General features: G+C 63.0%; 25 protein-coding genes. 8 read left to right on the plus strand and 17 right to left on the minus strand.

Annotated elements, in window-relative coordinates; translation table 11 throughout:
• The first annotated feature begins 96 nt into the window (after positions 1 to 96).
• Positions 97 to 330 carry a hypothetical protein gene (locus AC5FRW_RS13120; protein WP_493568907.1) on the plus strand — a complete coding sequence of 78 codons (234 nt, stop codon included), beginning with the start codon at positions 97 to 99 and terminating at the stop codon, positions 328 to 330.
• 8 nt (positions 331 to 338) lie between these two features.
• On the opposite strand, the gene AC5FRW_RS13125 is transcribed toward AC5FRW_RS13120, so the two are convergent.
• The 3 genes from AC5FRW_RS13125 to AC5FRW_RS13135 form a co-directional block, all read right to left on the minus strand.
• On the minus strand, positions 339 to 1,241 hold the full coding sequence (locus AC5FRW_RS13125) for a hypothetical protein (RefSeq protein ID WP_493568908.1): 903 nt from the start codon (positions 1,239 to 1,241) through the stop codon (positions 339 to 341).
• Positions 1,242 to 2,169: 928 nt separating this feature from the next.
• Entirely contained in the window at positions 2,170 to 3,525 is a 1,356-nt protein-coding gene (locus AC5FRW_RS13130; RefSeq protein ID WP_493568909.1) for a TIGR00341 family protein, read from the minus strand.
• 96 nt (positions 3,526 to 3,621) lie between these two features.
• Complete coding sequence (locus tag AC5FRW_RS13135) at positions 3,622 to 4,092, minus strand: DUF1269 domain-containing protein (protein WP_493569011.1); 471 nt, start codon at positions 4,090 to 4,092, stop codon at positions 3,622 to 3,624.
• A gap of 866 nt (positions 4,093 to 4,958) precedes the next feature.
• Between AC5FRW_RS13135 and AC5FRW_RS13140 the strand changes: the two genes are divergently transcribed.
• From AC5FRW_RS13140 to AC5FRW_RS13155, 4 genes are all read left to right on the plus strand, one after another.
• Positions 4,959 to 6,284: an AI-2E family transporter gene (locus AC5FRW_RS13140; protein WP_493568910.1), complete on the plus strand. Its 1,326-nt coding sequence runs from the start codon at positions 4,959 to 4,961 to the stop codon at positions 6,282 to 6,284.
• A 148-nt stretch (positions 6,285 to 6,432) separates the two neighbouring features.
• Complete coding sequence (locus tag AC5FRW_RS13145; RefSeq protein WP_493568911.1) at positions 6,433 to 7,569, plus strand: sialidase family protein; 1,137 nt, start codon at positions 6,433 to 6,435, stop codon at positions 7,567 to 7,569.
• Positions 7,570 to 7,930: 361 nt separating this feature from the next.
• Positions 7,931 to 9,241: a tyrosine-type recombinase/integrase gene (locus tag AC5FRW_RS13150; RefSeq protein ID WP_493568912.1), complete on the plus strand. Its 1,311-nt coding sequence runs from the start codon at positions 7,931 to 7,933 to the stop codon at positions 9,239 to 9,241.
• Positions 9,242 to 9,328: 87 nt separating this feature from the next.
• Positions 9,329 to 9,835 (plus strand): hypothetical protein, encoded by a 507-nt coding sequence (locus tag AC5FRW_RS13155; protein WP_493568913.1) that lies wholly within the window; start codon positions 9,329 to 9,331, stop codon positions 9,833 to 9,835.
• 234 nt (positions 9,836 to 10,069) lie between these two features.
• Here AC5FRW_RS13155 and AC5FRW_RS13160 read toward each other — a convergent pair whose 3' ends face one another.
• The 5 genes from AC5FRW_RS13160 to AC5FRW_RS13180 all read right to left on the minus strand — a co-directional run bounded on the left by AC5FRW_RS13160 (position 10,070) and on the right by AC5FRW_RS13180 (position 13,264).
• Positions 10,070 to 10,531 carry a phosphate-starvation-inducible PsiE family protein gene (locus AC5FRW_RS13160; RefSeq protein WP_493568914.1) on the minus strand — a complete coding sequence of 154 codons (462 nt, stop codon included), beginning with the start codon at positions 10,529 to 10,531 and terminating at the stop codon, positions 10,070 to 10,072.
• Positions 10,532 to 10,574: 43 nt separating this feature from the next.
• Positions 10,575 to 11,675 carry a pentapeptide repeat-containing protein gene (locus AC5FRW_RS13165; RefSeq protein ID WP_493568915.1) on the minus strand — a complete coding sequence of 367 codons (1,101 nt, stop codon included), beginning with the start codon at positions 11,673 to 11,675 and terminating at the stop codon, positions 10,575 to 10,577.
• Positions 11,672 to 11,881 (minus strand): hypothetical protein, encoded by a 210-nt coding sequence (locus AC5FRW_RS13170; protein ID WP_493568916.1) that lies wholly within the window; start codon positions 11,879 to 11,881, stop codon positions 11,672 to 11,674. The genes AC5FRW_RS13165 and AC5FRW_RS13170 overlap by 4 nt, the downstream gene beginning before the upstream one ends.
• Positions 11,882 to 12,044: 163 nt before the next feature.
• Positions 12,045 to 12,686: a DUF2238 domain-containing protein gene (locus tag AC5FRW_RS13175; RefSeq protein ID WP_493568917.1), complete on the minus strand. Its 642-nt coding sequence runs from the start codon at positions 12,684 to 12,686 to the stop codon at positions 12,045 to 12,047.
• A complete protein-coding gene (locus AC5FRW_RS13180) occupies positions 12,683 to 13,264 on the minus strand; it encodes a hypothetical protein (protein WP_493568918.1) in 582 nt (193 codons plus the stop codon). Before AC5FRW_RS13180 ends, AC5FRW_RS13175 begins: the two co-directional genes overlap by 4 nt.
• Positions 13,265 to 13,346: 82 nt before the next feature.
• Here AC5FRW_RS13180 and AC5FRW_RS13185 point away from each other — a divergent pair, with 82 nt between their 5' ends.
• Entirely contained in the window at positions 13,347 to 14,336 is a 990-nt protein-coding gene (locus AC5FRW_RS13185; protein WP_493568919.1) for a DUF7972 family membrane protein, read from the plus strand.
• Between the two features lie 84 nt (positions 14,337 to 14,420).
• Here AC5FRW_RS13185 and AC5FRW_RS13190 read toward each other — a convergent pair whose 3' ends face one another.
• The 8 genes from AC5FRW_RS13190 to AC5FRW_RS13225 all read right to left on the minus strand — a co-directional run bounded on the left by AC5FRW_RS13190 (position 14,421) and on the right by AC5FRW_RS13225 (position 22,723).
• A complete protein-coding gene (locus tag AC5FRW_RS13190) occupies positions 14,421 to 15,266 on the minus strand; it encodes a CBS domain-containing protein (RefSeq protein WP_493568920.1) in 846 nt (281 codons plus the stop codon).
• 85 nt (positions 15,267 to 15,351) lie between these two features.
• The gene (locus AC5FRW_RS13195) at positions 15,352 to 16,053 is read right to left on the minus strand and encodes a helix-turn-helix domain-containing protein (protein WP_493568921.1); all 702 of its coding nucleotides are present in this window, start codon (positions 16,051 to 16,053) and stop codon (positions 15,352 to 15,354) included.
• Positions 16,054 to 16,372: 319 nt separating this feature from the next.
• On the minus strand, positions 16,373 to 16,690 hold the full coding sequence (locus AC5FRW_RS13200) for a hypothetical protein (RefSeq protein ID WP_493568922.1): 318 nt from the start codon (positions 16,688 to 16,690) through the stop codon (positions 16,373 to 16,375).
• Positions 16,691 to 16,858: 168 nt separating this feature from the next.
• Positions 16,859 to 17,722, minus strand: a complete 864-nt coding sequence (locus AC5FRW_RS13205; protein WP_493568923.1) for a hypothetical protein — start codon at positions 17,720 to 17,722, stop codon at positions 16,859 to 16,861.
• Between the two features lie 284 nt (positions 17,723 to 18,006).
• Positions 18,007 to 18,351 carry a HalOD1 output domain-containing protein gene (locus AC5FRW_RS13210; protein ID WP_493568924.1) on the minus strand — a complete coding sequence of 115 codons (345 nt, stop codon included), beginning with the start codon at positions 18,349 to 18,351 and terminating at the stop codon, positions 18,007 to 18,009.
• A gap of 242 nt (positions 18,352 to 18,593) precedes the next feature.
• Positions 18,594 to 19,913, minus strand: a complete 1,320-nt coding sequence (locus tag AC5FRW_RS13215; protein WP_493568925.1) for a DUF8593 domain-containing protein — start codon at positions 19,911 to 19,913, stop codon at positions 18,594 to 18,596.
• A gap of 434 nt (positions 19,914 to 20,347) precedes the next feature.
• On the minus strand, positions 20,348 to 21,553 hold the full coding sequence (locus AC5FRW_RS13220) for a DUF7972 family membrane protein (RefSeq protein ID WP_493568926.1): 1,206 nt from the start codon (positions 21,551 to 21,553) through the stop codon (positions 20,348 to 20,350).
• Between the two features lie 183 nt (positions 21,554 to 21,736).
• Entirely contained in the window at positions 21,737 to 22,723 is a 987-nt protein-coding gene (locus AC5FRW_RS13225) for a helix-turn-helix domain-containing protein (RefSeq protein WP_493568927.1), read from the minus strand.
• A gap of 186 nt (positions 22,724 to 22,909) precedes the next feature.
• Between AC5FRW_RS13225 and AC5FRW_RS13230 the strand changes: the two genes are divergently transcribed.
• Positions 22,910 to 23,263, plus strand: coding sequence for a DUF7344 domain-containing protein (locus AC5FRW_RS13230; RefSeq protein WP_493568928.1), 354 nt, complete (start codon positions 22,910 to 22,912; stop codon positions 23,261 to 23,263).
• 36 nt (positions 23,264 to 23,299) lie between these two features.
• Here the strand turns inward: AC5FRW_RS13230 and AC5FRW_RS13235 are convergent, their stop codons facing one another.
• Positions 23,300 to 24,034, minus strand: a complete 735-nt coding sequence (locus tag AC5FRW_RS13235; protein ID WP_493568929.1) for a mechanosensitive ion channel family protein — start codon at positions 24,032 to 24,034, stop codon at positions 23,300 to 23,302.
• 210 nt (positions 24,035 to 24,244) lie between these two features.
• Here AC5FRW_RS13235 and AC5FRW_RS13240 point away from each other — a divergent pair, with 210 nt between their 5' ends.
• Positions 24,245 to 26,176 carry a hypothetical protein gene (locus AC5FRW_RS13240; protein WP_493568930.1) on the plus strand — a complete coding sequence of 644 codons (1,932 nt, stop codon included), beginning with the start codon at positions 24,245 to 24,247 and terminating at the stop codon, positions 26,174 to 26,176.
• Positions 26,177 to 26,359: the final 183 nt, after the last annotated feature.

Genomic DNA, 26,359 nt, shown 5'->3' on the forward strand with positions numbered 1-26,359 from the left:
TGTGACCGGTGACCATCCCAACTGTCTCGGCTTCGGCTCGTGTGACAGGACCGTACAGATCGGGACGTTGATGGGCGTTCAGACAGAGAGACGAATATGACGATACGAGGAAGCCTCTTGACTGTGATCTGCAAGCAGCGAAACCAGATCCCGCTCCTGCTTGCGGTCGTCATCGTGATGGGACTCCTGCTTGGGTTTTCGTTCCTGTTTCTCCAGCCCGGCACCGCCGCCTACATCATCGCCCTCGTCGACCTGACACTCGCCGTTGGCTGTTTGGTCACGTTCGGTGCTACGTACTGGTACTGCACGAAACAGGCGATGGACGACTGAGCAGGCCCTTATTCTTCGAGAAAGGTGGCCGTCTCGGCGGCGAACGACGCGATTCCCTCGTCCGTGGCCGTCGTCGCGACAGCCCGGAGCGTGTCGGCGTGCTGTGGGTCGTCGAGGAATCCGAGCGTCCGAATAGCCCGCGCCGTGAGAACGCGAGCGTCGGCGTCGAGACACGCGACGACGGAATCCGTAACGGGGTCGATCATCGCCGGCGTTTCGCTGGCGACTGCACCGAGGACGTCCAGTGCTGCCCCGCGTACGACCATGTCCTCGTCGGTCGTGAGCGCAGCGACCGTCTCGATGTGTTCGTCGACCGCTGACGGGTCGGCTTCGGCCACCGCGACGGCGACATTCGCCAGCACCTGACGGGCGACCTGCTCTTGCTGTTTTTCCTCTTGTTCGTGCTGTCTGACCGTCTGCCGCGTGATTTCGTCGTCGATACGGGCTGCGACCGATTGATTACCACTGGCGACTCGTTCTCGCTCCAGACAGTCGAGAAGCGTCCCGACGATCGGCGCGCAGTGGGCCGGTCGCTGTCGTGCGACGGTCGCGAGCAACTGCGCCCCGACCAACCGTATCCCACCGAGGTCAGCGTCTGCGAGCGCTGCCGCGTCTTCGAGTACGTCGGCGACGGCGTCGGGATCGGTTCTCGCGACCTCCGTGAGTGCCGACGCGGCAGTCTGGACAACGCCGGGATTCCCGTCAGTCAACAGTCGACCGAGGTCGCCGAGATACGGTCGAACGGCATCGACGTCGTCTTCGACCAGTTCCAGACAGACGCGTACACCACGCTGTCGGACGGGTGCGCTATCGGCGTCCATGGCTGCTCGAATCGCGTCTGGTGTGATCGACTCCGGTGCAACGTCGTCCGGCGCTACCGCTTCGAGAGCGGAGTGGCTGCTGTCGGACATCTACCCCCTGATTCCGAGTCGAGCGGCAAATACGTATCGGTGCTACGGGATACCGTGGCCGTGCGGTGCGACAGCCCATCGAACATGCACTCTCGCCGCGCTACTGAGCCGATTAGCAGTTGGGGTATCCGAAAACATACGAACCCTGCCATGACAATATTTCAACCTCGTTCTGACGAAAAGGTGGGACATAGCCCCCTCCATACTATAGAGAATTTGCTATATAGTCGGCGAATCAAAATATATCTATCAGTACTGACCCGAGTGGATCGGTCGTCGAACCTCCCAAATATAATATTCGTACTTTTGTTATCTGAGGACTTCTGCTGTTCGATCACATTAGCAGACTGCTGCATGCGTCTTTCAGGGGGTCGTTCGAGACTGAACCCACTGGACGGTCGTCGACATCGCGCAGTCGTATTGATGTCTCGCTACTGGACGAGATATCGGGACTCATATCCAGCGGTGCCGGATACTGATATAATGGTTATATTACCGACAGCGTCGCGTGACTCGTCACTCGCGTTCGGGTGTCCGAACGCTGTTGTGTGTGCGTTCGGATCCGTCGTCAGAACCATCCTCTCCGAAGCACTTACCGAGGTATACTGACGGTTACCCCGAGTCGATTCGATCGATTTCCGTTCGGCTTCATCTGAGCAGGTGTGGGAGTGCCGAGAACACGATCCCCGCTACTGGTGAAGACGACGGTTCCGAACCCGGCGGAGAGTAGCACCGCCGTACGTTATTGGCCGATGAATGCAGTCTCGAAGATTCCTCCGAGCAGGCCCCACTCCGCAGGGGTCAACCCCACGAGAACAAGTGTCTGGCCGTCACGATCCCAGACTCGGAAGGCTGGGGCAGTGCTTCGGTGAGTTCGTCACGCCGAGGCACCAACACTTCGAGGGTAATTGCCCGGCTATTGCTGACTTCACGGGAGAACTGTTCTTGCAGGATGGGTCCGACGATGGACACGGCTCGCGAGTCGTTCCCGTGTTCTCCCGTCGGAGACCTGTGTCTCGATAAATCCGACGTGAACGACGACATCCCGGTTGAACTCCGCAGTCAACTGGTCGTCCCAGCGCTGCGCGAGGTCGGGCGGCACCCCCTGATCCCGTGGCACACCGACGAGCACGTCCACCCGTGGTTCGTTTCCAAGGAGCAGATCGATCGGCTCGTAGTCGACGGTCACCGAAACGAGTTCGACCCCTTCGATGTCTGCCTCGTCGAATTGTTGCTGGAGTTCACTCCGGGTCTGCTGCTCGAAGGCCTGTGTCTGAAACGTCGTCCAGGTGACGCCACCGAGGACGACCGAAAGCAGTGCGATGGCGATCGCTAACACGAGAATACGCGAGACGATCGAAGCGCGAACCCCCTCGAACGCGGTCGTGTCGAGTGGCTTGAACCCCGCTATCCAGAACAGGGTCAGGGCCGAAACGTTGATCGCGAGCAGGTTCACGACGACGAGGACGGATCCCGCGATGGCGACACCCACCAGGCCGAACGCGATACCGAGGCCAGAGGTCGCGGCAGGGGGAACGAGTGCGACGGCGATGGCGACGCCGACGAGCGTCGACCCGGAGCCACGCATGATGCTGAGTGACCCGGCGATTCCCGATCCGAGCGCGAGAAAGAGCGACAGGAAGTTCGGACTCGTCCGCTCTGCGATCTGCGGGACGGTTCGAATATCGAGTCCCGGCGGAATGAGAACGGTCTGCTGGAGGAGCCAGCCCATGACCGCCGCCGTTGCGATGGCAGCGACGAGACCGATCACCTGCAGTCTGATGCCGCGTTTGGTCATTCCCGGATCGTCGAGGATCGTCCCGACGGAGGCGGAGACGGCGGGTCCCATCAGGGGCGCGACGACCATCGCACCGATGATCGTGGCCGCGGAGTCGAGTAGCAGGCCCGTCGTCGCGATGACGGTGCTCAGAATGAGGAACGCGAAGAAAGTAGAGTTCGCTGGCGCGAGATCCTGTGCCCGTGCGTACAGTTCCTCACGTGAGATTCGGAGGCCGGGAAACCGTTCGACGAGTGCGGACAGTCGCTCCGAGACGACGGTCTCGGTCGAGAGGACGATGGTGTACGCGTCTTCTCGGATACCAGCCTCGATCAGTTCGTCCAGCACCGGTTCGACGCCGCTGGGCGGGACGGGAAACTGTACCATCGCCTCGAAATCGCCGCGGCCAACCTCGTCGAACACGGCGTAATCGATACCCTGGTCGTCGAGCGTGTCGAGGACGGCCGATCGAGTTCCCTCGGGAATCAGAACCTGGACGAGTCGCATGTGATACTGGGTGGCGGATTGCCCGGTCGGTCCAGACAATCAGTGGTTGGTTTCCGCTCCGATAGCTCGGCTCCGGGCCGCGGGTCCCCGAAGGACTCACCCGGCGACTTCCTCGGCCGCGAAGGCGTCGCGGAGGCGCTTGTCGTCTTCCGGGGAGAGGTTCGTCTCGATGATCTCGAAGCCGTACTCGAAATCCGACAGTTCCTCCTCGATGCGCTCGAGGTTACCTTCTCGGCTCAGCAGGAACAGCGCGGAGTTTCCGGGTTCGATAGCGTCCTGCACTTCGTCGATGAAATCGTCGTCGATGCCGATGTCGCCGAACTTGCCGGCAAGTGCGCCGCTTGCGGCACCGGTCAGGAGGCCGAGCCAGGGGGCGAAAAACAGCAATCCGATGAGCATGCCCCAGAAAGCACCACCGAGCGCTCCCGCGCCGACGAGGCTGTGGGCTTGTTTGACCTTGGCGCGGCCCTTTTGATCGCGGACGACCACCGCTGCGTCTTCGAGTTGGATCAGTTCTCGCTTCTGGAAGTCGTACATCTTGTCACGCATCGCTTCTGCGCCATCCATGTCGTCGAACTTGAGCACGACCAGTGAACTCATATCGACGTCTTCCCTTTCAGCGGTCTTTGTTAATAACTTTCATCAGAACAAACGGTTGGCTTACTCCCCCCACGTCCTGCAGGAGCAGATGTGAGTAGCAATCGATCTGCTCTCCTCGGTCCGAGAATTTGCCAAAGTGGCGTATGGACTTCCGGGAGCCGGACTGCTTTACAGTGTGGGGTTCCAGAGCCATCGCGCAGGACGCCCGCCTGTATCGATAGATCATCACCATCCTGGGACGGTCACCGCCACCGTAACGCGCTAATAACTATGTCCGGCGCTCCTTAGACACTGGCATGTCTGCACACGGGAGCGTTGTCTTCGACACGGCGGATTCGCGAGACTGCTGTAACCAAGACTGCCAATCGGTGGGCCACTCGGTCACATCGAGCACGGCATGTAAGAGGATACGACTGACCGGGGACCCAATTTTGGGAATCCGGGCGCGAACTCACCCTGTTACTTCGTTGATCGACGGATACCGTGTCGCGCACGGTGGCTTTCGTGCCGTTGAGGGCACAACTGGCTGAAGGACGTCTGGGACGTGACACCGATGACCGAAATCTCCGTGTGGTTACTCTCGAACTACTTCTACCGTGAGGTGCTTTCGTCGTTGGGATTTGCAATCCGCTCGTTCCCCATTCTGTTCGAAATCGGTGTGCTGTCCGTCACAGTGGTCACGTCCGAATCTCGTCTGCTGACCCGGACTGCACTCGTGTCCTCACGCTGGAAGCGAGCGCAGAACGTACTGCACGCCCGACAATTGATAGTGACGACGAATTCATACTTTTGCTCACCGATGTCTGAACCCTGTCGGCAATAACAATCCCATCATGCCCGAAGACTCACCGACCGATCCGAACGAATCGCCCTCGCCGAACACGTCGTCTCTCGGCCAACTGACGCCGACGCTACAATGGCTCCCGTCCGATCGCAGTCGTGCGGTCCTCTGGGTCGTCGCTATCGTGACGGTCGTCGGACTCCTCTACGTCGGGTGGCAGTTCGTCGGCACCGTCGTCATGGGACTGTTCGTCTACTACGTCACACGACCGGTCTTCCGACGTATCAACACCCGTGTCACATCACGGACCCTCGCCGTCGCCGCCACGTTGTTGACGGCGGCGGTGCCGCTTCTTTTTATCATCGGCTGGGCTTTTGCGATCCTCATCGGGTCGCTGACGGACCTGCTGGCGTCGGATGCGTTCAGAGACTTCGAAACGGTCGTCCAGCCGTATCTCGATATCACTGCTCTCCTCGCAGATTTCGGGGCCTTCATCGAGGTCGCTGTCGTAGACCCCGCTCGCCTCGGCGACGTTCAGTTTGGACCCGCTCTCAGCGGGATTGCGGAGTCGCTGCTCTCCTCGTTCGGCGTGGCGTTCAAAGTGGGCATCCACGGGTTCATCGTCCTCATCCTCGTGTTCTATCTCCTGCGGGACGACTACCGTATCAACCGCTGGGCGCGCAACACGTTCCTCGAAGACGGCGGTGTGCTGGAGACGTATTTCACAACGGTCGACACGGCCCTCCACAAGGTCTATTTCGGGAATATCCTCAACGCGCTGTTGACCGGGGTGCTCGCGGCGGTGGTCTACACGCTCCTCAACGTCGTCGCCCCTCAGGCGACTCGGATCCCCGAGGCGGCGTTCCTCGGTCTACTCGTGGGTGTGGCAAGCCTCATTCCCGTCATCGGGATCAAGATCGTGACCTGGCCTGTCGGCGTGTACCTCCTCGGACGTGCACTCTGGCTCGATCCCCGGGCCCTCTGGTTTCCCGTCCTGTTCTTCTTGATTTCGTTCGTCGTTGTCGACTACATTCCCGACCAACTGCTCCGACCCTACGTGAGCGGGCGGACGCTCCACGTCGGGGCCGTGATGCTCGCGTACACTATCGGTCCGCTCCTGTTCGGTTGGTACGGAATCTTCCTGGCTCCGTTCCTGTTCGTCGTAATATTCGAGTTCGGGCGGATCATCTTCCCGTGGTTGATCGATCCCGAGCGGACGCCACTTGCGTCCCCGTCTGCTGGCTACCCGCCGGAGGAGGAGGCAGAATCACTGGGAGGCACCTCGACAGATCAGGAAATCGACGAGCGCCCAACGGACGCCAACGCCGACCGAGGACCCGGCACAGCCGATGAGAAGCGGTCGCGGAGCGACGAGTAGTCGACGTGTCGTGGCATCCTTGCGACAGCCCCGTTCGAATCTCGCGAGACCGCCGGTCTCACCGCTACGGAGCCGTGATCCCGTTCGGACGATGATCGAACACTCACCGATACTCATATCACAGTGGGACTGAACCTGCTATCCGTCGATGGTACGACAGTTCTCTGTCAGTAGCGACGACGGTATCTACGAAGCCTGGCCAGACGTAGCGTTGTCGAGTGCTGGGACACTGGTGTGTGTCTTCAGTGAGTGCACCCATCACGCTGACCGCGCTTACACTCGAATCGTGGTAACGAGGTCAGCGGATCGCGGTCGAACGTGGACCGAGAAGCAGCCTCTCACTGCGGCGCTGCACAAGGAGACGGAAACCGATCCACACTGGAACTGCGCCCGAATCGTAGCACTCGACGACGGCCGTCTAGCTGTCGTGGCCGACCGGGTCGCGGGAGCGAGCGAAGGGAACGAGCAGGGAGAGCAGAGCAACTGGCTGTGGTTCAGTGCCGACGATGGGGAGACCTGGGACGGTCCGCATCAGACGCCGGTCAAGGGGATCGTTCCCGATCAGCTCGTCGAACTCGAACACGGGGAGCACGCGGGTCGGTGGCTTCTTAGTGCGCACACTGTGGACAGAACAGGTGACGGCGACGACCGCTGGAAAGAGCAAACGTGGTACTCCGACGATCAGGGAGCGTCCTGGGAGGGACCGATCACTGTCGCGTCTGAGCAGGACCTCGAGCTTTGTGAGGGGAGTATCGTAGAACTCCCGACGGGCCAACTGGTCTGTTTTCTCAGAGAGAACTCCGGGCAGGGTCACGATTGTTTCAAAGCGATCAGCGAGGACGGTGGCGAGACCTGGGAGGGCGTGTACGAGATGCCGATACCAGCGTGTCACCGCCCAGTCGGCGGCGTCCTGAACAGTGGGAACGTTCTCATCACTCACCGGTTCATGCAGGGGGGAAGTGGATGGTTGGGGACGTGGAGCCAGAACACGTTCGCGGCGCTGACCGACGTTCAGTCCTGTCTCGCTCGTCGACGCGACGAGGCCTGGACGCGCATCCGTCCGCTGGGATACGACCGGAGCAAATTCTCGGATCTCGGATACACGGGCTGGGTCCAGTTCGACGACGGCGAAATCTACGTCGTCGATTACGCCGTCGACGACGCTCCAGCCGTGCCGGTCCGCGAACCCGACGAGTATAGCGGCGAATACGACGATGTCCCGAAAGCACAGATCCGAGGGTACGCGTTCGAGGAGCAGGATATCGTCATCGAACACGACGATTGACATCCTCCCCGTGATCGACTGCCGTTTTCGCCATCGACTCACGTCTCACAGGGGCTGTGTCACGACCGTTCTTCAGTGGCTCACCGGGCGCTCGTCGTCGAGGGACGCGGCATCGTCTGGCAGCGTCGAATCGGCCTGCTCGGAAAAACTATATCGCGATATATGATTTATCGAATCGGTGCGTGCTATCACCGGAATACGCGTGGGTTACGCAGACTCTCTCGGTCAGCCGAACCCACAAATTGATTAGCGATCCGAATAAAAGGCCGAACAGCTCGAATATGGCACGCTCAGCGGCACCACCTCGGACAGCGGACAGGGTTGGAAGGAATCTGGCCGGTTCAGGATGTCGAATCTGCCGATGAATTCGACGAGACGATCGAACACTGGACAGGAGCGCCGGAGCGAGGCAGAGCAGACGCCATCGTTCGAGGATGTCCGCTGGACCGCGTGTTCACTCGACGACTTCGTGGAGCTATACTGGGACGAGATCGCGCCCTGCCTCGACGCGTCGGGTCTCGATCCACGCAGCGAGAAGCCCACCCACCAGTGGTTTCGAGCGCACGACGCACGGTCGTTTCTCGCAGCGCTGCGGCGTCATCACGACCGGTCTTTTGGAACGTTCTGGGCCGAGGACCTCGGCCTCGGTGACGAGGACGGCTACGCGTGGGCAACGAAAGACACGGATACGATCGATGCCCTCGAACAGTTCCTCGACCGTCGGGCCGCCCGGTACAGTCTGGCGGATTCCTCTATCGATGCGCTTCGAACGCGACTCAATCTCTACGTCCGCGCCTATCGAGCGGCCAACGGCACGGGCGACCTCCTCACGCCCATTCGACGTGATCGCGAGGAACCGGCGTACGAAGCCGTCGACGCGTGCTACGCTGCGTTCGACTGGCTCAACGAGGCAGAGCGGGAGTACAGCGCCAAGACGCTGCAGCGTGTCCGGCGCGTCGTCGACGCCTGGTATCAGCATCTCGTCGGCCGACGGGTCGCATCGATGAACCCCGCGAGCGGACTCTACGACGAGTTCAAGTGGGAAGTGGAACCCGCTCCGACGCCCTCGCTATCCTCGACCCACGTGCGAAAGCTCGTGCGGGCAGCGGGGACGACGTGTGAGCAGTTGCTCGTGGTGGCGCTCGCTGGCTGGGGGCTTCGAGCCAGCGAGGCTGCCGCACTGCACGTCTCTCAGTTTCATCGTGACGTCCCGACAGACGATGTCCCCTACATCACGTTCGAACAGCGCAAGAACGGTCCCGGCGAGGTCTCGCTCTTGTTCGGGATGGCTGTTCTGGACGCCCGAATCGACGAGCTGGGGGCCGACGACGGCTGGACGGGATACCTGTTTCCGTCGGCACAGGGCGAGACGCCCCACGTGACCAGAGACACGATCCGAAACCGGTTCCAGACGCTCGCGGCGGAGGCGGGACTCCCGGACCGAATCGAGGGCCAGCGCCCGAGTCCACAGCTCTGCCGGCGCTTCTGGTACGACACATACACTGCAGTCCTCGAAGGCGTCCTCGAAGGCGTCGACGAGATCGCCGCAGAGCAGGGCAGTAGCGATCCACGGGTCGTAATGGAGAATTATCTCTCCGACTCGCGTTCTCGACGCGTGCGCCGTGAATTCATGCGAGAACAGCTTTCGGCAGCGTTCGAGGACCGGGCCTGATACGAGCGGCTTACCCGCCGGTACCGCCAGCCGACGCCGGGATAGCTCGCTGCTAACCAAGACTGTGCGAGCGGTAGATCCGGTGCCATGCTCGCGATACAACAGGACGGCGACGTGATCGAGATCGGTGACTTCAAAGCAGTGCGAGGCGGGATCGTACTCTTCGAGTCCGAGGACCGAGAGAAGACCATCGGCTTCATTCCGTCGAACACCCTCAAGGCCGTACTCACCGAGGACCTCGCACGGGAGCGTGGGTACGGGCACCAACAGCAGGTCGCCCAGCAGGCCGGGGGCCAGCAGCTCGGTCAGCAGGCGGGCCAGATGGGCCGACAACAGGCTGCCCAGCCGTCAGGACAGCAAGGAGACCGTCAGCAGATCGGCCAGCAGGCACAAATGCCGGGGTCCTCCCAGCAGTCCACGCCGCTCCCATCGTCTGGAGTGTCCCAGCAGTCGTCTCAGCCCTCCGGCCAGCAACCGTCTCAGCCCCCCGGCCAGCAACCGTCTCAGCCCTCCGGCCAGCAACCGTCTCAACCCCCCGGCCAGCAGTCGTCCCAGCAGCCCCCCGCGCCGCAGTCGACGTTCCCTAAGCAGTAGTGTCTGTGTTCGAAGCGCCGCCTCGCCAGCCAAGACGGAGCGACAGGGACGTACTTTCGGCGGCTCGTTTTCGACTACTCCACAGGTCGCTCTCGATTCCCCGACGACACCGACGGACAGCACTCGCCCGTTCGCCGAGTTAACCAACAATACGGTGAAATCCTTCGTCTTGTTGGTTAAGAATGTGATGCAGTCACTGCTCGGCCACCGTGATTCATTCGGCAGACGGGGGCATCACTCGTCGGTGTCCGGGGACTCCAGCCAGTGGATCAGGAAGAACCCGACGAGCAAGCCAAGCAGGAGCAGGAAGTAGACGCCAGCGGTCGCGAGGGCTGTCTCGGGGCCACCGGCATCGCTGGGTTTGAAAATGATGATCTGGCGGACCACGGCGATGAGTCCGGCGTGGATGACCGCTCGGACGACGTTCTTCGCGGACACGTAGGCGATGATGGTTCTGTACAACTCGACGACGATGAACAGGTACAGCACGATCTCGATAGTCGTCGAGATGAGGTTGATCGCGTTCTTGTATCCGAGTATCTCGATCGCGAGCGCGGCCTGCACGAACGTCGCGAGGAGATTGATCACTCCCACGGCCAGCACTACGACGAGGAACAGTGCGATGGCAGTCTGTAGGAGGCGAACGCCAGCGTTCAGGTAGCGAGTGGCCGCTTCGACGTTTTCGTGTTCTGTCATTGGAACAGGGTCGCTGATTCGGGTGTGGACGGGGGTGTCTCGGTCACCACGTTACGATACGGGAGAGAACGAACACGAGGAGCGCAGCCAGCAACGCTCCGAGGAGCGCCTCCGTTCCCGCGAGGAATCGCGCCCACGGACCGATCGGCTGGATGTCGCCGTATCCCAGCGTGGTGAACGTGATGATACTGAAGTACAGGCTCTTTAGCAGGACGCGTCCGATCCACCACGACGGTGCCTCCTCGGGGTTGTCCAGCGAGTATGTGAGTGTTCGGCCGCCCTGTACCTCCTGAATGCCGCCGGTCAACGGAAACAGCACGGCGAACCCGAAGATGACGACGAGTGAGGTGCCGAGTACCCGGTACGGACTTTCACCGTACCCCATCACCCAGCGCGACAGTTCTCGCCGCAGGATCGAGGTGTAATCGGACCGTTGCCACGCGAGGCGTCGCCGTGCATCCTTCTCGGCACGATAACTTCGACGGGCCAGCACCGCGAGACCGTTGTCCTGATACAGTTGTTGTAACTGCCGGTAGACCCACGCGGCGGCCTCCAGTGGCTCGTCCTGTTGCAACTTCGGCGGCGCGTTCTCCTGATCGTAGAACGCAACGTCACCCATCGTCGTTCCGCCACCGATGGTGACGTCCGTCAGGACTGCCTGGTGCAGGCGCGCGTGTCCGAGTGACGCGCGGCGAATATCGGCGTTCGTGAGGACCGCCCCTTCGAGATTCGCCCCGGTGAACGTGGCACTGATCGCGGAGACGCGGGATAGCTGCGCCATCGTCAGGTCCGCATCGGTGAAATCGACGCCGCGAACGTCCGCGTCGCGCAGGTTCGCACCGACGAGTGACGAGCCAGTGAACCAGTCCACGCCGAGGAGCGATGCGCCTTGCAGGTAGGCCCCGTTGTACTGGCCGCCAGATTGCGGATCGTCGGCTTCGAAGTCGCTCTCAGTCTTGCCGTCGACGGGTGCGTGCCACACGCACCAGTCGTGATCGTCCCAGACGGGGCGGTCACAGGGTTCGGACGGCAGATCGTTGTCGAGATGTCCGATCGAAAGCTGATGCCCGCAGGCGTCGGTCTCCGTCGTGGTCCTGCTGTCCTCGCCGGCCGACGATGTCTGTTCGACGGTGGGAGCATTCATTGCTCGCTCCCGATCTCGGAGACGTGCGATTCGAGGACGAACGACGTATCTTCGGCACCGAATTGGTACCGGCCGTGCTCCCCGCACTCGGACGAGACGATGTGTGCCCGGGGAGCCGTGACAGCGTGTTGCTTTCTGGCCTCGCCGACCGCCCAGAAAAACGGGAACCCCGCCGCGGGGATTCGGAAGTCACCGATGACGCTCATATCTGGGCTGGGGACGGAATGGGCAAAAGAGTGGACCCGGCAAGTCAAAGCCGGTGGCTCGTGAGTGGCTCTCAGCCGGCCCAGTTCGATGTGTCCCCCTCGGCCCGGTTTCGGGCGCAATATCGACACCACCCTCTGGGATGCCCTCGTCGACTGAGGACTCTCACCACCGGGTCAGTCGACGGGTGAACAGCGAGATCAGATGTGAGAAGTACTGCGTTCCCCAGAGGACGACGAGGGCAGCGGCGAGGGTGTTGAAGCTGAGGTCGAGGACGATGTCGCTGACTCCGTACTGCACGAGCGGCTCCGTGCCGGTGAGCCCCGAGACGAGCATCCCCGAGCCAAACTCCAGAATCTCCCACGCGACGCCAGAGGCGAGGATGACGGCGAGCAGGAAGACGAACCTGAACTGCTCGGGAAACTGGAGGTGGGTCGCGGTACGGTCCAGCGCGTCCAGCAGCGCGTAGCCGACGCCGGCGACGAGGGAGGCCGACACCGCGTGGGCGACGCTGTCGTACAGCGACAGCGGCCCCGACTGCACGCTGTAGGGGCCGAGGAAGCCGGCGCTGTGAATCGTCGCCGCCGCGACGATCCAGAGTACCAGCCGTGGGTCGGTCCGGTGACCGTACCGCCACGAGAGGACGGCGGGCACGAGCGTCACGGCGAACGAGAGGACGCCGTTGATCGCGAGGGCGAACTGCCCCACGATCAGGCCGTAGCCAGTGATGGCGAGCAACAGGACCTGCATGCCACGGGCCACGCGCCGGAGCGTCGGCCCGTCTACGTTGGAGTCGACGAGGCTCATTCGACCGCCCCCGGTCGTTCGCGGACGATGGTGTGTCCGGGCGAGAGCCGTCGAAAGTACAGTTCGAACACGAGACCGGCGACCGCACCCACTGCCGTCGCAGCGACGAGGTTCCACATGACGGCCCGCTGGTCGGCGAGCACCGTGGTTCCGAGATACACGTCCGAGGCATACTGTACGATCGTCCAGAGACCGGCCAGCGCCATGGTGACGACCACGACGAAGACGATGGCGAACCGGGGGGTCATCTCGACGGCCGTGTAGGCGTCCAGTTCGACGGCGACGACGAGTGCCAGCGCAGCGACGGCGAGATAGGCGAGCGTCTCGACGCCAAGCCCCGCTGTTCGGGCGACGACCGGGAACGTGGCGACGAGAAGCACCTCCCACGCGGGCATCCTCGTGGGTCGTCCACTGGCCCAGAACGGGAGCAGCGAGAGGACGATCACGACGACGGCAAGCCCGGCCCAGAGTACGTCACCAGCCAGTAGGCGTGCTCCGCCGGACAGGCCCAGAACGACGACCGTGACCCAGCCAGCCACTGCATTGGCCGACTCGTAGTCGACGAGACCGGTGACCATACCCCAACTACTGTCCCGAGATGTGTAAACGCGGTGCTGGTGTTCACACCATCTTATTCCGGTCGCGGGTCGAACTGGACGTATGGCCTCGCAATCTTCGAGTGTCGCGTCTATCGAGCAGACCGAGCAGAGCATGTCCTCGCTCGCGTACTGGGTGTTGCTCGACGCGAACCGTCTCGTCGTCGCTGGCCTCCTCTCGATCGGTGGCGTCGCGCTCACGTACCTCGCGCTCACGCTGGGTGTCGTCAACGTCGGGCCGACCAGTGTGATGGCAACGCTCATGGGCAGTGGCGTCACATCGGGCGTCGCCACCCTCCTGACCATCGCGCTGTCGATCAATCAGCTCATCATCGCCCGCGTGTTCGGCTCGCCGGACGACCTGTCGAGTCGACTCGCCGGGACCCGCGAACTGCGAGCGACCGTCGAAGACCTCGCCGGCGAACCCACCTCACCGTCGGACCCCGCAGCGTTCCTCTCGCTGGTCGCCCAGACGCTCACCGACCGCGTCGCGTCGGTCGAGGAACGGCTCGAGGCTGCCGACTGGGACACCCCCGCCGAGGTCGAGACGGTACTGCGCGACGTCGAGCAGTACGGTCAGAACATCGAGGAGAAGCTAGAGGACCAGACCGAGATCACCGACGTGCTCAACGTCTTTCTGGGGACCAGCTACGCGAAGAACATGATTGCCATCGATACGGTACACACGAAATACGCGGACGACTTCCCGGAGGGCGTCGACTCGGAGTTCGATGCTATCGACCAGCTCCTCGAATCGATCGCGGTGAGTCGGCAGTTCCTCAAGACACTCTCGCTCCAGCAGGATTTCGGGCGGCTCTCACGGTATCTCATCTACACCGGATTCGGTGCCCTCCTCACGGCGATATTCCTGACGCTGCTGTTCGGGAGTCAGTCGATCGCCATCCCTCGGTCGCTTCACGGCATCGTCTTCAGTCTCGGTATCGGCGTCGTCCTGACCCCGTTCACGACGTTCATCTCCTACATCCTCCGGGCGTCGACCATCGGCGCTCGGACCGTCTCCGTCGGGCCGTTCATCCCGCCGGTCGAACGCTGATACCGGTCGGCGGGCCACGAGCATGATCCGGCTCGTCCCAGAGTACGATTCGCGTGAGTCGAAAACGGTGCTCCGGCAGGGCGTTCAGAGGCGCGGGGACTGGGATTCGACCGTCTCGGCGATGTTGCCGAGGACGTTCCCGAAGAGGACCAGCATGTCGTCGAGGGTGACGATCCCACGGAGCGCCCCGTTGTCGTCGACGATCGGGAGGCGACGGATCCCGTTGTCTTGCATCAGTTCGAGCGCGTCGAAGATAGTCATCGAGGGGTCGGCGGTGATGACTTCCTGCCCGATCAGTTCTTCGGCCACGCGCTGGGCGATGTCCGGGGCTTCTTCAAGCGCGATTGCGACGGCTCGGTCGGTCAGGATGCCGATGGGTCTGTCTTCCTCGACCACGACGACTGAACCGACGTCCTTCTCTGCCATCTGGGCGACGGCGGTTCGGATGGGCGTGTCCCGCTCGACGGTCACCACGTCCTCGGTCATGATCTCGTTGACCCGCGCGGGCTTGAGTACCGGCCGGCGCGGTGTGGGTCGGCCGGGCCGTTGTTGTGCCGGCGCCTGTCCGGTCATCGGCTGACCGCCGCCCACCGGCTGCTGGACCGCCTGTTGCTGTGTCATCGGAACCTGGCCGCTCGCGGACGCGTGCTGCTGTGGGGCCTGGTACTGCTGGGGTTGGTGCTGGTACTGGGGCTGTGATTGTTGCTGGTACTGCTGTTGGGTCGGTTGCTGGGGTGGCTGCTGAGGCGCTCCCTGCTGGTACGGTTGCTGGCCCGGGACGCCCTGTGCCTGATTGGTCGGCTGTTGCTGACTCGGTTGCTGGCTGGGGCCGCCCTGTGCCTGATTGGTCGGCTGTTGCTGACTCGGTTGCTGGCTGCCCTGTTGTCGCGTCCGTTCGTCTGTCGGATCGTATCCGTGATTCGGTGTCATGGGGGGAATGTCGGCAGAGACTGTCGGCTGGGGCCGACGGTCGAACTGTTCGATCTATCGACAGATAAAACCTTGCCGCAGCCGCTCACGTATCTGCTTCCTGACGGATCGGCTGCGTAAGCTGCTGGTCGCGTCGGTGGATTCCGTAGTAGAGACCGTTCGAGATGACCGTCTCGTGTGCGCGGCGTAGTCGCTCGGAAATCGCCTGATGCGAGATGTCGAACTGCTTGGCGAGTTCCTCCTGATTCACCCGTCGTGGCACGTCGTAGTAGCCACACTCGTAGGCTGCAAGGAGCGTCTCGTACTGGCGGTCGGTCAGGCCGAAGTAGCCATACTCGGACTCGCCCGAGAGTTGATTGATCCGTTCGAACTCGATGTCGATGCTGTGTTGCTCACAGAGGTCGTGTGTCGTCGAGACCAGATCGTGGTCCGGGAAGAACAACTGGAGGTACCAGAGGCCGCCGTAGCCCGTCGCATCGAGGATGGATGCGTCGTTCTTGCCGATGATCGACGCGAGCAGGCGCACGTGTGGCCCCCAGTTCAGGTGAATGAGATACTCGTCGTCGAGTTCGGCGAGTACGTCGAACGACTCGATGCTGCGGTCGTTGCCGAGTGCCTCGCGGAGTCGATCAGGGCACGAACAGTCGGCACAGAGGAACGGTACGATGTGGTCCTGCCCGTGGGCGACCAGTCGGACCATCCGGAACTCCACGTCGGGACAGCGGTCGAAGGCAGATTCGAGCGCGAACTGGTCCGCTGGTATCGTCGCCTCCACGATCGTACTCATGAGCGAACCATCACGTCTGTCGGTCATGAGTGTGGTCCCTATAGAATTAGGTTGTCAGTTCTCGCCTCGCTCCGTTGGTCTCCCGCCGTGGCTGGCACTGGTGACGTTAACAGTGGTGTCAGCGTGAAATCCGGCGAGAACACGGTGCTCTGACAGCCCTAGCCCGGTCTCGACGGCTGGCTGCTCGGTCGACGGGACCTCCACTCGACGGCGACACGTCGGCGATGACAGCGCCGGTTCGACCGCCGACGCGACTGCCGGAGACGGGTCGTCTCGTCCCCGTCGCCGTCGGACTCACGTCGGAGACGGGGCTGTCAGGTCAGAAGGTGCCCTGGTGTCCCGAAGTGGGTGGCTGTTGCATCTGCTGTTGCTGTGCCATCCCGCCAGTCTGCTGGCCCGGTGCCATCTGGCGCGTCTGGGACTGCTCGGCCGCCCCGGCACGCTGTCGGGGCTGCTGGATCATCTCGTCCGGGAGCACGAAGTGGACCTCCGGCGTGGGAACGAACCCACTCGCTCGTTCTTCCTCGATCTCTGCCTCTTCGTCTGTGGCCTGCCCACGGTAGAAGAGGACGCCCGAGTCGATCACTTCGAAGTCGTCACACGGTATCGTCGTTCCGTCTTTACAGATGAGTTGCACGGCGAAGCACCAGCAGGGGCTTCTTGCGCGTCGCTTTTTAGTACTAATTGGTTAGTACACTGTCTGGGCTGAGTAACGGCCGTTTACCACGGCTACTGTTGCCGGAATCGGTCCTTATCGACCGGCGAAAACGTCCACAGTCCGGGTCATTCGCTCTCGCCGTCTCGACTACATGTTCTCGACGAGCATCTTCTCTTGCTGTCGCTCCTCGTCGGTGTTGCCGCCGATCGTTGCCGGCTGTCGCTGCGTTCCCGACTGGCCCATCCGGGGCTGTGCCTGCTGTTCCACGGGTTCGGGCGGCGCGGGTCCGGTCTGCGATTGCACCGGCGGTCGCTGGATCGTCTGCTGTGGCGACTGCTGGCCTCCTTGCGGCGGTGCCATCGGCGGCTGGCCGGTCTGCTGCGGTGGCTGTTGTTGGTGCTGGGGCTGTGGCGTCGCCGCGTTCGGCTGTGCCGTCGGTGCTGGGGGCTGCTGGGGTGGCGTCTGTGTCACGTTCTGTGACTGGACTGGCTGGAACGCTGGGTTCGGTGTTCGCTGCTGGGGCTGTTCGATGCCCGCAGTGGACTGGGGTGACTGCGATCGAGCGGACTGGGGTTGCTGTGTCGACTGCTCGCTGGGTGCCTGTGCGGGCTGTGTCATCGCCTGCTGAGACGTGTTCCCCGTCGGCTGTTGGGTCGCCTGATTCCCGGCTGCCCCGGCGGCGAGCTGGCGCTGCTGGGCCGCGAGCCCGTCCTGGCCGAGTTCGCTCGCCTCTGCGATCCCTCGCTCGGTGAGTGTCTCTGCACGCTGCGTGGCGTCGTCGACGGAGTCGAAGTATGTGTCGAGCGTCTCGCGCGTGAGGTCGACACTCCGGTCCTGCAGCCAGTTGGTCATCTCCAGTCCGTTGAGGAACAGCTTTCCGGCGCTCTTCTGCAACTGGAGGGACTGTTGCATCGGAATCTCCACGGCGTCTTCGAGCGCGCGCTGACTCTGTTCGATCGCGTTGCGCTGTATCTCGATTGTCGTCTGCATCAGATCCGTTGTTTCACTCATAGTGAGGTGGTCGTCCGAGCGGGTGCTCGGGGCACACACGGACACCGGAGAACCCCGCGTGTCGCTGCCCGCGAGTGTCGAGGCGTCCAGGAACCGTGTGCAGACAGGGCGATGGCTGTTTTGCTCATAAACTGCCGACACTGTTCACAGCGTAAGTCACTGCCCGCACGCAGTAAGCCGGTCGCCAGTCGAGGACTAATCGATCGTATCGAGACGTGTGAACCACTACAGGCTCCCGTTCACTGGCGGTAACGAATCCATACTCGACCGGGGCGGGTGCGCCGTCAGCGTCGGCCCGGCGCTTGCTGTGGCGGGACGACCGCGATGTGACCGTCGCTGTACACCGTCACCTGATAGCCCCGGATCGTGAAAGAGCAGTGGCCGTTCAGTCGGAGCCGTCCGTCGTCGTTCGGTTTGAACAGATTGTCCAGTGCCTCCGGGTCGACGTACTCCGAGAGCGTGAATCCCGCATCGGTGACATCGGCCCCGCTCACGTCGGCGATGGCGTGTGCGAGCGTCGTGGTCAACGCCGCAGACCCGCCGAAGTCGTGTTTCACGACGTACGCCTGCGTGTTGTTACTGGGGTGATGGGTGCCACGAGCGTGCACAGTGGTTTGGCTGCGATACATTTGTTGGTACGAACCACGCTACTTCCCCGAGTAGCAAAAGCTTTCCGTCGGTTCGCTGCGCTTTCAGACAGTGACTGGCCGCTTTGGACGACCTCGATATAGGCTCCGTATGACGGTCTTACCGGGTGTCTCAGGCTACGTATCACCAACCGATCCACGAGGGGAGCGTCGTCGACCGGGGATCAGTCGCTGACGATCTGACGGACGAGCCAGCGGATCGACGGCTCCCTGATGCCGAGTGATCACTCTCGGTCGTCGATCTTGAGGACGACTTTGTCGTCCTCGACGCGGGCGATGTAGTCCCTGTCGACGGGGTAGGCGTCCTCGTCGTGGTTCGACCATCCGAGCACCGTCCGAATCCGGTTAGTAATCGACGGGTCTGGATCGACGGTGATGGTCTCACTGTGGACGTCCACCACCATTCCGAGTTTTTCTCCCTCGATGTTGACGACCGTCTTCCCTTCGTCGTCCTCGCTCAACACGACAGGCTCGTCGACATCCGCTCGCGCGCTCGGGTCGACGTCGACGGACCCGTCCTCGTCCATCGCCGTCGCCGCCGCTTCCCGGGCGGTCGTTCGCGCGGTGAGATCGATCCCGTACTCCGTCTCGTCGACGATCTCACTCTCGACGACGGCGTGAGTGATGGCCTCCGAGGAGACGGTGTCTGCGCCGCTGATCTGGCCCATCACGTTACGACGGACGCGCATCTCCTCGTCGATCGTTTGACGCCGGAGGAGGTGCGTTTCGATGGTGTCGTCCTCGCGGAACTGACTCTCGACGATGCCGCTCTCGACGGCGGTGGTAGCGGCCGCGTGGGAGTCGACGAGTTCGCCTTCGAGGATGGTCTCGGTGACGCCCTCGATGTCGACCGTCTCCCGGATGGTGTCCGACTCCAGCGTCTCGTTGGACTCGATGTCGGTGTCGACGATTCGACTCTCGACGGTCAGCCGTTCGACGACGTCTCTGGTGAGTCGCCAGTTCTCGTCGACGAACAGTTCCACGTCGAACGCTTCGTCGATCTCGGTGCCCGCCTGAAACCACGAGAGATCCGCGCGTGTCTCGTCCGGTGTCTCCGAGAGTGTCGCGTTACATTGATCGACCGTGGAGTCGATGAGTTCGACATCGACGAACCGGGACTCGATGGTCTCCCGGTCGACGATTTCGCTCTCGACGGTCAACTCCTCGACGACGACGTGTTCGAGGACTTTCCGCTCTGTGATTTTCGTCTCGACCGTCTCACCCTCGGCAAGCGCTCGCTCGACGGCCTCGTTGTCGACGGTCGCTCGGCTGATGACCTCTGACCGCTCGACGATATCGATCTCGTCCTCGTCGCTGCGTCGGATGACGAGTCGATCCCGCTCGCGCATCTCCGAGTCGAACTCGTCCCACGATAGCTCCTCGTGTTCGGCGCGCGTCTCGGACTCGCGGACGATCGCCAGTCGGTGCTCGTCTCCGTCTTCGTATCGTACGGGGACGAGGTCGCGCTCTCTCGACCACCTCTGGATGGTGGAGAGATCGGTCGTGATACGGTCCTCTGTGCGTGGGTCTGAATCGTGTGACATCGTTCAAAATCGGACTGTTCGAGGGATAAGTCTGCGGCCTGTATTTGACGGCCGGGTGGGACAGCGCCGATACCGACGGCGATGCGAGGCGCTCACGCTCGTTTTTTCGGTCCCGGCCACAACCCCGAAATCGAGGCGTGAAACTGCTGGATGACAGGACGCGCCATTCGAGACGGTGGTCGACCGGAGTGATCGAAAGACCGGCGGTGCTGTCCAGTCACGCCGGCAGCGACGACTCCTGTGCCTAACAGCGATAGTGTTGTTAAGCACACCGTTCCTCGTCGCTTTCGCCGCTGTCACGGGTGCCAGGACCACCGCTCGCCGGTTCGTCCGGCGCGTCGTTGCGAGCGTCATACAGCTGTGCTTACTCCCGGCATTCGGGACCCTCTCACTGTGGAACTGCCATCGGTTGGGCGTCGAGCAGACACGCGGGGCTATCGGTAACCGCGGTCGGTGGACCCGTCACGCTGCCCGTCCTCGGACCGTGGCTCTATGACAGGCGAATCGTCGGTGCTCTCCGGGTCGTCCTCGAACGCTCCCGGCGAGTCCCACTGTTCGGGGTCGGTGTCAAGCTGGAGCTCCACGATGTCTGTGTGGCTCGTGGCGTGAACCTTGAACGGGCCTGCGGCGAGCGTCTCCTGTGTGATCGCGGCCACACGAATCACGTGTGCCGTCAGGATGACGTACGGCGACAGCGAGATGGTGTAGGCGAGAATGATGAAGACCGGGATCGACGAGAGTGGCCCAACGTCGAACTCGGGGAGGAGGCCGCCGTCGACGCCCAGTATCAGGTACGAGATGAAGACGATGACCGGCATCGTCGTGTACAGGAGCATGCTCGACAGACGCGCGACCTCGCGCTTGTAGTACAGCGACTCGAAGTACTCCCGACCAGTGGCAAAGAGCGTCAGGGTGTCGACGAGCGAGTCGAGCGCCGTCGCCTCGGCATCCGAGAGCCGCTCGGCGTGCCTGTTCTGGATGCGCCGGGCCGTGTTGAGTTGCCACGAGTAGTCGTAGTTCAGCCCCGCAGACAGGACCTTGAACGTCCCGAACCTCGCGCCGTCGAGCGTCTCCCCGGCCTCGCGGGACTCCGTGATGATCTCGTCGGCCAGCTGTTCGATCTGGTCTCTGAACTCCGTGTTGTCGCTTCGCTGGCCGATCTCACGGAGCGTCCGGGCCTTGCGATAGATGGTATAAAGGATGACTTCGAGAAACGCCGCCGGCTGTCCCGGACTCGCCTCGACATCTGCCAGATCTTCCGTGCGGCGCTGGAACTCGATTGAGGCGTCGATCTCTTCCTGTTCGGTCTCGATGTCCGAAATCTCCTTCGACAGCACGATCGAACTGATGGAGGTGACCACCGAGACGATGAGGATCGCGCCGCTCAACAGCGCGCCAAACAGCGTCCTGAGCGTCGCGGTATCAGAGAGGACGCGCTGCATATCGATCGGTCTGAAGAGCGCCAACAGCAGGAACATCGTAAAGACGCCGCTCAGTAACGCGAGGGTCACCAGCGACCGCCGACCCCGGAACAGCAGCCACTGCGTGAGGGGGGCGAGGCTGAGCCGACGCCCGATGGTCGCTATTCGCTCGGTGATCGGTGTGCCTTCGTCCGTGTCGGCTGCCATCTCGTCCGTCATGATGGCTTCTGGATGCGTCGACGGCAGCGTCTTCTCCTCTGGTCGCGTTCGCTCGTGACTGGGGCGTCGGGCCGCGGTCGGTTATTGATTGGGCTGGCGATAGCAGGGTTCTGTCTGGCACCGCCCGACAGCGGCGAGCAGTGGCTGCCTGCGCGACGGTCGTTCGGTGACGTGGGCCGTCTCTCACAGTTTCGGGATCAGTGCGTCGAAAATCTTCTTCTCGGCTTTCCTGAGATGCTGATGAAACGTGGGTGCCGAGACACCCAGCGAGTCTGCGAGTTCCTCGCCAGTGGTCGCGCGGGGCCATTCGAAGAATCCGGCGCGGTAGGCTGCCTGCAGCGTCGAGCGTTGCCGTTCGGTCAGTGACGCTGCCAGATCGTCGACCGGCACGGATTCGACGGTCCAGTCGGCGGGGATCGTCTGCCGGCTGACGACCTCGGCCGAGGGGTACGTCTCGGTCACGGCCTCGACGACGCGGCGTTCGCCGGGACCCGGTGGGAGTCGAACCGTGAGATCGAAGACGCCGTCCTCGATGGTCGAATCGACGATGCTTCCGTCGACGGCGGCGACAGTGGAGACGATCGGTGGTTCCGACAGGCGGATCTCGACGGACCGGCCGTCGGGCGTCCCCTCCCGGACGGTGAGATCAGTCCAGTGGCCGAACGCGTCGGCGATATCGCGGAGCGGCGTCGACGCTGACGAGACGGTGCCGTATCTGAGATACTCGTCTTCACCCGTGGGAATGGCCTCGTGGAAGGTGAGACGTCCCGAAGTGTCGTCCAGACCCAGCGTCGAGACGCGGTCCGTGGCTCGGAATCCGAGTTCGACGACATCGTCGGCCGTCGGCACTCCTTCGCGGTCGGCGACAGCGTCATCGGACTGGCCCGCCACGTCTCCTGGACACGCATTCCCATCGGCCGGCGGAGGTCGCCTGTCGTCCGACTCTATACCCGAGTGACGCCACCACACGCGACGGTCGTCCTCGACGTCTCTCCCTGTGACGTCGGCGTGTGCTTCCAGCGTCTCCAGTCGTGATCGACAGTGCTGGCGCGGGATGTCGAGGGCCGCTGCCACGTCCTCGGTGGTGAGTGGCGCTCCGGGAGCGGTCTCCGCGAACACCGCGAGTGTCTCCCGTTCCCCCTCAGAGAGGGTGTCCTCGGTCGAATCCATGTATGACGATACTACCACCGTCGAGATTTAACACTTTGACAGGTATATGCAGGGGCGGTCTGTGTGAGCCGGTCGCTCGGTTCGGTCCGTGGATAGCGCCCGGTCCTTGTTCGGTCCGGTGACGTGGACTACCTAATTCTTTAGCGCAAATCCATATAGCCCGTCTCGGCATGGTTTCGAATAGCCATGCACAACGACGAGTCGACTGTCTCGACAGAACTGGTTTCCGAACCCTCTGCCACAGAGCGGTATCGCATCCTCGCCGACGAACAGCGTCGCCTCCTCCTGTCGAACTGTGCGTCGCTGCGTGCGCCCTTCGACACTACTCTCGGAGAACTCGCGAGCGATCTGAGTACGGCAGACGGTGCAAGCGGCGTCGACGAGAAACGTGACCTGCTCGTGCAACTCCACCACGTCCACCTCCCGATGCTCGAAGCGTGTGGTATGCTCACCTACGACCGAGAGAGCAAACGCGTTCGGATCACGCACCCGGAGATGGCCCAGTCGTTCGCCGATGGAATTCCGATCGACTTCGAGTAGCGAAATCGTGGCGTCGCCGACGACAGTCAGGGAGCGTCAGTCGTCGTCTCCGGCCTGCTGGGTTTCTTTCGGCTTTGGCGTCGCGGCGCTTGCACTGCCCATCCACGAGTCGATGTTCTCGGAGACGTAGGTGTGGGCACCCCAGCCGATGGCGATGCCCGCACCGATGGCGAGGGCAGCGGCGAGACCCCACGCGATCGCTCTCGCGAACAGGTAGAGGATGCCAACGTCGACCCCCATCGTGTCCAGTCCGATCACGATGGCGGTGAAGTACAGGAACATCCGGGTCCCCGCGGCGAACCACGCCGTGTAACTGGTCTGGGTCGCCGCGCGAGTGCGCATGATCGCATCACCGATGAAGTCAGCGACGATGAAGCCAAAGACGATGACGGCCAACCCGGCGAGGAAGGCCGGGATGTACGAGACGGCGGTCTGAATCCACTCCGAGAGCAGCGGGATGGCGAGGACGTTCGCGGCGGCGAGGATCGCCAGCGCGTAGACGAACCACTTCGTGATGACGCCGAAGGCCCGCGAGACCGCGTCCTGTGTTCCACCCATCAACCGTCCCAGCGGCGTTTCGAGGACCATCCGGTCGATCTGGACGGCGTCCGTCAACCGAGTGATGAGTCGTGCAGCCCCCGCACCGATGAGCCATCCGATGAGCAGGATGACGAGTGCGGCGACGAGACGCGGGAGAAAAGCGATTATCTCGGCGACGGTCTGTTCGAGAAACGCTGGAATACCGACCTGTATGACGGTGTCTTGGAGCATCGTCGTACTACCTCATCGGTCATTACCCGTCCGACGGGGGTATACCATCGGCCTGCATTGACAAGGGGCACGTATTTCGATCAGCGTGAGCGCCCGGATCGGCAGGCGGTCGGAACGGGAGTGGGCCGCTCACAGCAACGCCGGACCGTTCACCGGCCGAAATACTCACCTCACCAACAATTAATGGCGGTCGGCCACAACGGACGGGAGATGTCTCTCGACCATCTGGAGCGGCTACACGACACGCTCGAACCGCCCGACGGCGACACCCTTCACTACTGGTGGATCTACGCTGCGCCCGAGGATCACTACGACGACCGACCGCCCACAGAGGCGACGTTCAGCCCGTTTCACGCGAGCAACGAGGGCATCGCCTGCGTCGACGACGTGGCCCGCATCGCCGTCGCGTACCTCTCTCACGTCGACGCGTATGGCGACGACCACAGTCGAACGCGGGCGCGACAGGCCATCGAGTTCGTCCTGTACATGCAACAGGACGACGGCACCTTCCTCAATTTCGTGACGGACCCCGAGATGAACGAGACGGTGTTCGGGGACTCCGCGCCGGCGGTCGTCGAGGGCGTCCGCGTCGACGGGACCGCGACCAGTAATCCGTCGCTGGAATTCTGGTCGTCGCGAGCGTGCTGGGCACTCGGCGAGGGGTACGCCCACTTTGCGGGCGTGGACGATACCTTCGCCGCGAGGCTCGACGACGCCGTCCACCGGTATCTCGACGCGCTCGAAAACGGCCCGCTCGAACGGTACGGCGAGTACGAACAGACAGGTGGGCGCGACATCCCCGCGTGGCTACCCAGCGGCGGGACGTACGGGGCCGCACCGTCGGTACTCGGTCTCGCGGCCTACCATCGCGCTGCCGACGACGAGCGAGCGGCGACCGCGCTGGCCCAGATTGCCGACGGCATCTACGAGTGTCGCCGCGGGGACACCGTCGCGGCACCGTTCGGCGCTCACCTCGCGACACCGCCCGGACACGCGTGGCACACGTGGGGTCTCCGGCAGGCCGCGGCGCTCGCGCGGGCCGGTGACGTGCTCGACGAGCGACGCTACCGCTCGTCGGCCCGGCAGGAGGTAACGGCACTGCACAGCCTCCATCTCAGTTCCGACGCCCAGATCGGGAGTTTCGGCCCGGCACCGCTGCCCTTCCATCAGCTTTCCTACGGGACGGACGCACTCGTCCACGGCTGTACGGAACTCTGGGAATCCACCGGCGAGCGCGTGTTCGCACGCCTCGGTGCCCAACTCGCGACGTGGTATCACGGGAACAACGTGGCCGGCGTCAGGATGTGGGACGGCGACGCCGGGCGAGGCTACGATGGCATTTACGAGGACGCCGTCGACTGGAAGTCGGGTGCTGAGTCGACCGTCGCGGCGGTCAGGACGATGCTCGACATCGCACGGTACCCGGACGGCGTGGGACTCGACGGCCGGGTTACCTCGTCGACCGACACCGGCCCCGAACTCGTCGACGCCGAATCGGGGACCCTGAATGCGTGGGCCACGCGCCTCGACCCCGAGATCGGTGGTCCCGTGTTCAACGGCGGGCGGGTCGTCAAGATCCTCGACGACGGACGCCTGCGCTTCGAGCCATCCTTCGACGCCGGCGAGTACCGGCCCTACATCGTCGTCAAACGGACGATCGCACCGGAGGCGACGGCCGTCGTCACCGTCGGCGAAGACGAGCGGACCGCCGATATCGGTGGTGCCTCGACCGCCCATTACGAGATGCTGGCACTCGACCCAGTTACGGTTGCCCCGGACGACACGGTCACCGTGACCTACCGCGGCGCACGCGACCGGAACGCGCGGGTCGACTCGCTGCTGTTCCATCCGGCCGTCGCGTGGCGGATCATCTCGACCGAGGACAGCCGGGGGTTCGGTGCGGTCGCGCGAAACGTGACGGACGACGCTCGAACCGTCTCGCTCCCCGTCCCACTGCAAGGGTCGGGACGGATCGCCATCACGGCCCTCGACAGCACAGGCCACGTCGTTCGAACGGACCACCGGCAGGCCGATAGCCACGCAGCGTCCGACGAGACGCTCGCCGTCCCCGTCGACGGGCGAGGCGTGACTGTCGCCCAGCGTGCTCCGTGGGACGCCGCGACCGAGGACCGACGCGACTGAACAGTCCCGAATGACAGTGTCGATGCCAGGCCAACGGGGTTGCCGTCGTCTCTCCACTCCGGCACCGAGGCGGTCCCGAGTAAGTCGAGCATACACGATGGAGCGAGCGTACACGCACCACACGTCGGTCGTCCGAGCCTTGCTGGCGGTGCTTGCGGAGCCGAGATAGGGCCGCAATAACAA

It is taken from the genome of Halomicrobium sp. HArcht3-1 (assembly GCF_058933345.1).